Annotated in this window: 5 protein-coding genes and 1 pseudogene; all 6 read right to left on the bottom strand. The window is 48.7% G+C overall.

The genetic code is table 11. From position 1 onward, the window contains the following. Positions 1–779: 779 nt before the first annotated feature. Positions 780–1,277, bottom strand: coding sequence for a lipocalin family protein (locus NW213_RS15855; RefSeq protein WP_258323379.1), 498 nt, complete (start codon positions 1,275–1,277; stop codon positions 780–782). 43 nt (positions 1,278–1,320) lie between these two features. Continuing rightward, the gene (locus NW213_RS15850; RefSeq protein ID WP_239469104.1) at positions 1,321–1,644 is read right to left on the bottom strand and encodes a hypothetical protein; all 324 of its coding nucleotides are present in this window, start codon (positions 1,642–1,644) and stop codon (positions 1,321–1,323) included. A gap of 51 nt (positions 1,645–1,695) precedes the next feature. Then, a pseudogene (locus NW213_RS17045) lies at positions 1,696–2,070 on the bottom strand (DUF1573 domain-containing protein); the annotation flags it as partial. A 74-nt stretch (positions 2,071–2,144) separates the two neighbouring features. Beyond that, positions 2,145–4,259, bottom strand: coding sequence for a S8 family serine peptidase (locus tag NW213_RS15845; protein WP_258323381.1), 2,115 nt, complete (start codon positions 4,257–4,259; stop codon positions 2,145–2,147). 21 nt (positions 4,260–4,280) lie between these two features. Next, on the bottom strand, positions 4,281–6,251 hold the full coding sequence (locus NW213_RS15840; RefSeq protein WP_154044870.1) for a BACON domain-containing protein: 1,971 nt from the start codon (positions 6,249–6,251) through the stop codon (positions 4,281–4,283). A 30-nt stretch (positions 6,252–6,281) separates the two neighbouring features. After that, the gene (locus NW213_RS15835; RefSeq protein ID WP_154044871.1) at positions 6,282–9,056 is read right to left on the bottom strand and encodes a DUF4458 domain-containing protein; all 2,775 of its coding nucleotides are present in this window, start codon (positions 9,054–9,056) and stop codon (positions 6,282–6,284) included.

The raw sequence follows: 9,056 nt of genomic DNA, 5'->3' as shown, positions 1-9,056 counted from the left end.
GTCTCTGTCCAGGATACCGTTTTATATTCAATTGACGGTTTATTCTTACTTTTCATCACATCATATATATAATGTGACGCTTGTACTACATTCTGTTTGTTTATTTAAAATCTTTCAAAGAACTCTTTTCTTATCGCTTCACTTTTTAGAAGAGAAAGCATTTGCAAAGTTACGGACTTTCTTTTTAAGATGCAAATTTTTCGGAAGTTTTTTTTCAAATACCCATTATTACACCTTCACCGTGTCAACTCAACGTCTTTCCCTCTCGAAAGCGGATGCAAAGGTACAAACATTTTCCATTCCCGCAATACTTTTGACAAACTTTTTTTCAGAAAAATTATATGAAATATGATATCTCTTTGTTAATCAATATTTTTAATCCTAACAAGCATATTACACAAATTTCCCAATAATTAGAGTCTGTTTAAATTTTCCAATAAATTAATGTTATATCATTTTCTTTTGAGTTTGTTTCCTGCCTGTTTTCCCGATTTTATTCGTCAGATAGCCCGCTATCATCCTCGTAAAATCAGAAAAATATTCTCGAAAACAATTCTCAAAATAAACATGAGCAAAATTTAAACAGGCTCAAAACGTGAGTTCGATATAAGACCCGTAACCACATGTATCGCGCCGGTGCCTAAGGCAGACCGCATCATACATGCGCTTTTCCGGAGAGACACAGTTTCCGGTGGGAGGAAACTAGAATTTCCTCAGTAGGAAACGACAATTTCTCTTCGAGGAAACGAGCGTTTCCTCGAAGAGAAACAAAACAGCAATCAATCGACCTGCTCTTTCCGAGCCTCTTCTTCTATCTCATCAGGAACGGCATCTACACGCACATATTTGCACACGTCAGTCTCGTCTCCCACTGCAGTCCACACCATGGAGCCACTCTCTAGCAGGTCTGTCACCACATAGTCATTGTTCCAGTCACCGTTGTCATAGTCGTACACGCCGCTAATGACATAACCCTTGTATGGATCGTCCTCTATACTATAGGTTCCAGTGATGTAGCGGGCGTACATACTGTCGAACTTCTGGTAAATTTCGAAAGTACGTTCTCGGCGGCTGAAAACCACATAACAGTATGTCCCCTCCGCCAACGGAGCACCGTTCCATTCGGAAAGCTGCCATGTACCGTTTATGTTGGCCGGAGTGACATCCATTCCTGATCCTCCGGAGTGGGAGCCGGAGCCGGAATGAAAGTCGTCTTCGCATGAGGCGAGACAAAACATTAGAGAGAATAAAAATATTGTCTTAAATAAATTTTTCATATACATTGTTTTTTATTTTGCAAAAATACAGAATAAAACCAAATCACTTGTCCATTGCAACGTTCACAGTGATAGTCCTGTCGGACGGTTTTCCGCCAACTCCTTCCACTATCAGCCGGAAAGACTTGTTCCCATTTCCGGCAGTTAAAAATACGTCAGCATCTATTCCTATCACAATGTCGGCCTCGCATCCGGGGTCTATCACTTCCGGCTCAGTCCTGAATGAAACGAACGACGGTACTATCACGGCGGAAAGCCTTAACGGAGTCGAGCCGCTGTTGCCGCACAATATTCTCACTTCAGGCTTTTTGCCGGGGGCTACCTCATCGATACTCACCGACTTTGTCTTGAGCCTGAGCTTACCCATGGAGTACCTGAATCTTGCCCAAACGTCCTTTCCGGGCAAAACGTTTCCCAATAGTGTCAATCTGGCCACAGGGCTTTTTCCCATTCCCTCCACATAGACAAAAGCGTTCGTATCTATGGTTCCGGGATGGTTCTTAGGCACGTACTTCAGCGTCACCGAACCTTTTTCGCCTGACGGTATCCTTCGGGCTTCCACACCGGCAGACACGCATCCGCACGTCGTCCGGACTCTATCTATCAGTACAGACTTGTCACTTACATTGGTGAAAGAGAAACGCACCGTCTTTGGGGAATCGTCCTCAGTAAGGGTACCGAGATGACACACGATACTGTCGAATTTCAAAATATGGGCAGCGTTCTCTTCCAAAGGAGGATTGACTATCGCCTCTACATCTTCATCGGGAAACCCGGCTTTGACCTGTGACATCAAGTCGCATGACAATGCTAGGCCCGTGAATAGAAGTATTGATTTTATTCCGATATTATCCATCATTAAAATAATTACATCCAACCGTTATCGTTAGCGGAGTTTCGAACCGTAACAACCACAGTCTGCTCTTCTCCTGCAGAAGTAGTGACGGTAAGGTTTGTAGAGCCGGCTTTCACACCGGTTACTTTCATCACGCTGCCATCTACTATCACCGTAGCCACTGAAGAGTCTGCCACACTGCAAATGTAAGTTTTCGTCTCACCGGCCTTGAAGTAGCCGGCAAGGTTTATTGAACTGGTACCACCAACGGCTACATATACGTTAGGCACTTTCATGTCTGTTCCGGCACCGGCCACATTCTTAAGAAGCAGTCCGGCATCGATAAGGCCGGTACCCATCTTCCCTACATATTCGGAAAGAACCATCTCAGTAAGAGGCGCGGAAAAATTGGAATGTCCGTAGTAGTATGTCTTCTTGCCTGTATAATATTCATCGTATATGTCTTTTACTGAAGACTTAACAAGTTCGATGAATTCCTCAGCCTTGAAGTGGCGACGTTCCTTAACGGCATATGACAGACCTAACGCCACGACTCCGGACACGTGAGGGCATGCCATAGAGGTACCGTCCATGTATCCGTAAACAGGCTGACCATTGCGTATCAAGGTTGACAATATGGAGCCTTGCGAAATGTAGTTGTTCTTATCGGCATCAATGTTCACGTCCACATATTCCGGAGCTGATTGGCCTAAAAGGTCATAATACTCGCCGTCGCCGCCAGGGGCGCACACGTCTGTCTCAACACCGTAATTGGAGTAGCTCGCCGGAGTATAACTTGCATCGACCGCGGCTACGGTTATACATTTTGAATATGCGCCGGGGAATGCCGGTTTTGCGGCATATTCATTACCTGCCGCGAACACCACTATTCCGCCTTCCACTACACCGTTCGGCGAGCCGGCATTGTTAATGAAATAATCCAACGCGTCCTTTTCGAGTGGATAAGTGGCGGCCCATTCTTCCTCCGTCTCAGGTCCGGGTGTGAAGCCCATCGCCATATTGGCATAGGCAGAGTTATACCCCCAGCTGCACTGGAGAATGACCGCACCGTTGTCGGCGGCATATTTTATGGCTTTTGCCTCTCCGTCGAGGGTCACGCCGTTCTCACCGTCGAACACCTGACACGACATTATCTTCACACCGGAATTCTGGGTGCCGTCGCCGCCGGCGATACCGCATACTCCTTCATTGTTGTTCATGGCTGCTATAGTACCGGCCACGTGAGTGCCGTGACCTGTGTCTGACTCGTCAGACCATGACACCAATGGCGAGTTCTTCACGAAGTTGTATCCGTAAAAGTCACCCTTATATCCGTTGCCGTCATTATCATCGCCGGAAAGGAATGTCTCGTCTTCATTTTTCCATATATTACCTTCCAAATCCGGATGAGTATTCATCACGCCCTCGTCCAGAACGGCCACGATGATTGACGGATCGCCGGTGCAAAGCTGCCACGCCTCCTCGCAATTGATGTCGGAGCCGGCCTTGGAATGCGAAGCGACACCTGTTTCATCAAAGTTCAGGTCATCGAACGGATAATCGCCAACGTTGTTATAATGCCATTGGTATTTGTATCCGGGGTCGTTAAAGAAACCGTCGGAAGCGGAAAGAGCCGAGGTACGGCTTTCCAGCGCGGCCGCGCTGACGTATGTCCTCTTCATGTCGGTGCGGTATGCACGCTTTATCTCGTGGTTGGCCTGTACGGCTGAGATCTCTCCCAGTCTTGCAAGACTGTTGGCAGCCTCCTGAAGACTAGCGTTTTCATCGAATTTCACCACATACCACAGGTGAAGTCCCGCCGCGCGGGTACGTTCCTCAGTGGCTTCGTCCACCGGGAAAACCCTCTCGAAACGGTATCCTCCAAGGATTTCCAGCACTTCGTCGGTAGAAGGTATTCCCGAGCGGCTTGCCGCCCCTCCGCTTCTGGAAACGGCGGAGAGTGTCTTGTCAAGGATTTCTGTCATCTCCGGCTTGAACTTGATAAGTAGTTCGCCGGATTTTGCCCCGGCGGGAATGGTTACTTCCGTTTCCGCCTCGGGGGCATCTATGGCAGGTGTAAGGGTATCGTCCGTACACGCCGCAAGCGACAGCGCGAATATCGCAGAATATAATATTTTATTATTCATCATTTTTATCCGTAAATATAGTTATTGTTTAGAAGTAGTTTCGCCGGCATCCGTGCTTCCGGGTGTCCAATCCTTTCCTCCACCCACGAACTTGTTATAATAGCCCGGATAGGCTACGCTTATATCCTCAGGATAGCCGGACTCTGTTTTGCCGTCGCCGTAATAATATACGTACCTGGTATTCACCACGTCATTCCTGTTGCTGAAACCTACCGACTTGCCATCGCTGTCTTTTCCCTGTTCCCACTGGTTCATGACAAGCGACTCCGGATCCCATTCCATTAAGAACGGGTGGAAAAGCAGCCAGTTAGGCAACTCTCCGGTAATGAAGTTCAGATTTATGCTGAAATTATGCATTCTCGGGAGCACCCTTGCTATGTCGGTGCCTTTCACTTTTTCACCAAGAAGTTCCACCTCCCTGTCGGTAAGAAGCCAGCCGCACGTATCCTTTGAAATTTTCTCGTACTTATATGCGTCGCCTTCAAAGAAGTCACTAGACAGATAGCTACCGAAGTTTGCGTCCGGTTCCATCAACTCCTCGTCTGTAGGCAACTCGCCTTCTATGAACATGTAAGAGAGTCCGAGGTACTCGAGGTTTTCCCACTTGAGGAGTTCTATAAATTCCTGTCGTCCTTCTCCCGGAGATGCTTCCGTACCCAAGTCTATATGCAATCCGAGTTTTTCATTATCCCATTCAATTCCAGCCAGTTCTGAAGTGGTATCGTTTTTGCGGCAAGTGGAAAGTTCAAGGCCTTTCAGTTCTTTGAAAGTATCTTTGTTAACAACATTGGTTATATCGGACAATTTCTGGAAATTGTTGCTTCCAAGGTCGAGGTATTCAAGCGTCCCGGCAAGTTTACCAAAGTTCTCGGGTAGCTTATAAAGCCCGTACGACACAATGGCGAGCCTCTTGAGGTGTTCCAGTTCGCAAACTTCCTCGCCAAATTCCATATCCTTGGTCTGGCGGTTGGTATTACTTGTTACGGACAATTCTTCCAAATACTTGAGATATTTTATCTCTTTCGGGAAAGTCTCTTCCTTGTTCAGGTTGAACTGCATGAACGACAGCGAACGGATACGTCCGAGCGCACCATCAGGCATGCCTTCATCGCCTTCCTCCCACAGGGTAACGTTTTCCCAGTTCTCCATCTTGTCGGAGAAATTGTAAGTGAAGAGCGACTGTAGTTTCTCGTTTATCATGACCACGGCAAGAGAGTCTCCCCGGCGGTCATCGGTAATCCTTACGGCAGCTTCCTGCACCACTGTCACCACCACGTCGCCCGTAGGGTTTCCATCCTGGTCAACAAGCACCACACTTTCGTCGGTAGGGACAAGCCTGATCTTCGCTATGCGGCTGTAAGGTGCCGTATTCATGTCCCAGCGGAAACGGATGTTCACCGTTCTCGGACGGTCCTTCCTGTCGAGGTCCACTTCAGTGTTTTGCGGCGCCGTAATCCATCCGGTGAGGTCGCTGTCCGTCAATCCGTCTTCCGGAGTCGGTTCGCCGTCCCATTCGTAGGTGATGTTTTCGTCCACCTTGAACTCAACGTTTGTGGAAACTGTCAGGTCGAAATGACGCTCGTCATACGTGCCTGAACTCTCTATCCGGATTTCGCTCTCCGAAGGTATAATCTGTTTTCCGTATCCGAACTGGTTTATGGTGAGTATCACCTCCTGGTTGTCTTCCTGGCGGTAACGTACCTGCGCCGTGCGCGCTGTCACCTCAAGGGTGGAGTCGATGGCAAGCGAGCCTTCCACGGAGCCGAAACCGTTGGCCGGCGACACGGCTACCCACGGTCTGGAGGCACTGGATACCCAGTTCCTGCCTGCGGTGACAACAATGCTCTCTGTTCCGCCGTCAGGGCCTATGGCTATGGTTTCCTTGTCGAGGGATATTCCCATGTTCGAGTCCGCCACTTCATCGTCCTTGCACGATGCCAGCAGAGAGGCAAACAGTCCCAGACCCAACGTTATCTTACTTATATATTTCATTTTTCTACGTTTGTTAGTTTATTTTCATTTTCAGTTTTCAATGTCCAAAGCATCGCATCCGCGTATATCCTGTGTCTTGTCATAGATAAGCATCCACAGACCGGCGCTGATGTAGGAACATACGCTCGTAACGTCCAGCGTTATGCTCGGGTTGTCCTTGACTTCCACTATCCACAGCTGTGGTGTCATCTCCTCGTCCACCTTGCGGATATCGTTGGAGCCTATCTGGAGCTGTAGCAGGCTGGGGCATTCCGTGATGCCGACAGGCCATTCGCGCAGGATTCTCCTTCCTTCCGCGTCGCGCTGGTGGCGCACTCCTATGGCTTCAAGCTCGCTACAGTTCAAAGGCTGTTCCGGAACCTTGCTGAAACAGTTGTAGCTTACGTCGAACCCTCTCAGGTAAGGAATACCCGTAGCCCTGAAGTCGTCGGGCAGCGAACTAAGCTTGTTGAAACGGAGGTCGATGGTAGAGATAAGGTTGGCATTCTTGTTCCTGCCTCCTGCCCTGTTGTTCACTATGTCACCTTCTTCTATCTTCTCGATGCCGTTGCCAGCCAGGTTAAGTGTAGTTATCGGCGATTCAGCCTGGAACAGTTCCTTAGGGAATTTCACCAGCTTGTTGTTGGACAGGTTGACGGAGCTGGCGTTTATACCTTTGAAATTGTCCGGATCTGCCACGCCTGTTATCTGGTTGCCGGAGAAGTCCACACCGCCCATCACGTAAAGCGATGAGGCATCGAATATGTTCGGTATCAGCTTTATCTTGTTATTGGCGAAGTTCAATGTCTCTACATCATTCGAGAAGCTGCAGAACTCGCCTCCTATCTCGGTTATCTCGTTGTCGCTAAGCAGAAGCTGTGACAAAACGACATCTGAACCGAAGCCTTCCACCTTGCCTTTTACCCCGCTGCTGGTGCAGTCGAGCATGTGGAGGTTCTTCATATGGCTCAACACTTTAAGCGGCGGGAAATTGTTTTCTTCATCACCGAAATCGTTATAGCCGAAGTAAAGCATCTGTATCTTTGAGGCTACGGTAGTAGGTGTTCCTGTACCGTCCCCGCTTGTACTGCCGGTCACGAGTCTTATCCACTGCTCCTTCATTTTCATTCCGCGGTTGCAGGCAAGGTTCAACACCTGCAGTTCCGGAAGTTGGAGAACGAAATCAGGTATCTTGTCAAAGTTCTTACAGTTGTAAAGCTCCATGTCGGTAAGGTCTTTGAAGTTCTCCCATTTCCAGCCCGATACTTCATCCTTCCATTCTTCCTTGTAATCCCTTGTAGTAACGCCCTCAACCGGATTTGAAACCCAATCTGTAAATACTTTATCCGCCGTTATGGTAGAGTTCGCGATAAACAGGTTCTGCAGTTTTGTAAGTCTCATCACCGCCTTGGATATTTCCGTAATCTCGTTCGTGACCGCACCTATCTGCACGTCTTTCGGGCTTATGCGGGTACTTTTCTTTATGGCTTTCTGCTTCGGGTCTCTGTTTATAACCCACTGCAGCATTTCCGACAAGTCCTCGCGCGAGTCTTTCTTCAGGAATAGGTTGGCGTAATTCTCGCGCACTTTCTTTTTGTCAGCTTCGCTCATGTCGGCTCTCAGCGAGGCTGTGATGTTGCCTCCCAGCTTCTCGTCGTGTGCTCCGAAAGCCAATATCCTCAGTTCCGTGAGCTGGCCTATCGCATCAGGCACTACTCCTTTCGCTCCGAATCCGGCTATTGTGAGAGCCGTCACTCGGCCATTGTCGTCCAGCTGTACGCCCGGCTGTACGCCCCACATGTCTTTCTCCTTGTTGAAGTTCCAGTTGGCTCCCGCCGGATAAGCCTCTCCCACATAGTTCCATTCCGGACCGTTCAAGGCCTTCCATATCTCATAAAGAGCCATGTAGTCTTTTATCTTTTCCGAAGTCTCAGAGAGCAATACTGGTACTTCGGCGTCCTTGGTCACTTGGTTGTCTTCCACGGTGAACGCTGTTCCCTCTACTCCCGTGCCTATTTCGAGATTGTAAGTTACCGCTCCCGACTTCCTGTAAGTGGAGTATTCCACCACCTGGTATTCGCCCGCGGGAACCCATACAAGTGAGTCCGTATAGGCAATCTCGCTTGAATAATACTTGTCGCCAGTCTCGGAAGGCACGTCGCCCTGTTCCGAGTCGCTATAGTTCAGTTCTTGTCTCACAGGAATCTTTTCAAGTTCCACCGTAGCCTGTGTAAAAGTATTCCTCAGTGTAATGTCCACCATGTTTATGTCGTTGAACAGGTATGTCTCTTCCGACGGTGTCGAAGCTCGTGAGTCGCTCACCCACGACTTCATCAGTTTGAACTGTACCTGTCCCCTCTCCTGCACTTCGGCGGTAAGGTCGTGCACGGTAAGCTCTCCCGGACGTACCTCTATATCGCCCGACGCATTGTAGCTGCTTACCACCTCGTCCACCTTGTCGAGCAGTCTGTAGCCCACCATGGTGTATGTTCCTGCCATCAACTGCAGTTTGTCGCTACGCATGCCGTACTCCGCATTTTCCGAGCTGTAAGAGTTCAGCACAAGTGTCTGTGTGATGGAAGTACCGTTGTAATTAAGCTCGACCTCCACTTTCTGTATGTCACTCAGCATTTCTGAAGCAGCACGCGAAGCCGGTGTTTCCTCCGCCGGCTGGTACGATGCTGCCTTGTAAAGCTTGAACTGCACATAGCCGTATTCGCTGCCCTGCAGTCCTTCGTCGTCCTTACAGCCTGTCACTGCCGTACAGAAAAGTACGGCAATGATAGGTGCAAGAAACTGTTTTATTATTTTATTGTATGTTGTCAT

It is taken from the genome of Bacteroides sp. ET336, assembly GCF_024733815.1.
GTDB lineage: Bacteria > Bacteroidota > Bacteroidia > Bacteroidales > Bacteroidaceae > Phocaeicola > Phocaeicola cellulolyticus.
The sequence above is the reverse complement of the archived record's forward strand: the minus strand, read 5'-3'. Positions and strand labels throughout refer to the sequence as shown.

What these genes read in the sequence shown, in the direction of transcription:
- NW213_RS15835 (WP_154044871.1), bottom strand. Translation starts at nt 9,056, where the DNA reads ATGACAACATACAATAAAATAATAAAACAGTTTCTTGCACCTATCATT.
- NW213_RS15840 (WP_154044870.1), bottom strand. Translation starts at nt 6,251, where the DNA reads ATGAAATATATAAGTAAGATAACGTTGGGTCTGGGACTGTTTGCCTCT.
- NW213_RS15855 (WP_258323379.1), bottom strand. Translation starts at nt 1,277, where the DNA reads ATGAAAAATTTATTTAAGACAATATTTTTATTCTCTCTAATGTTTTGT.
- NW213_RS15845 (WP_258323381.1), bottom strand. Translation starts at nt 4,259, where the DNA reads ATGAATAATAAAATATTATATTCTGCGATATTCGCGCTGTCGCTTGCG.
- NW213_RS15850 (WP_239469104.1), bottom strand. Translation starts at nt 1,644, where the DNA reads ATGGGTAAGCTCAGGCTCAAGACAAAGTCGGTGAGTATCGATGAGGTA.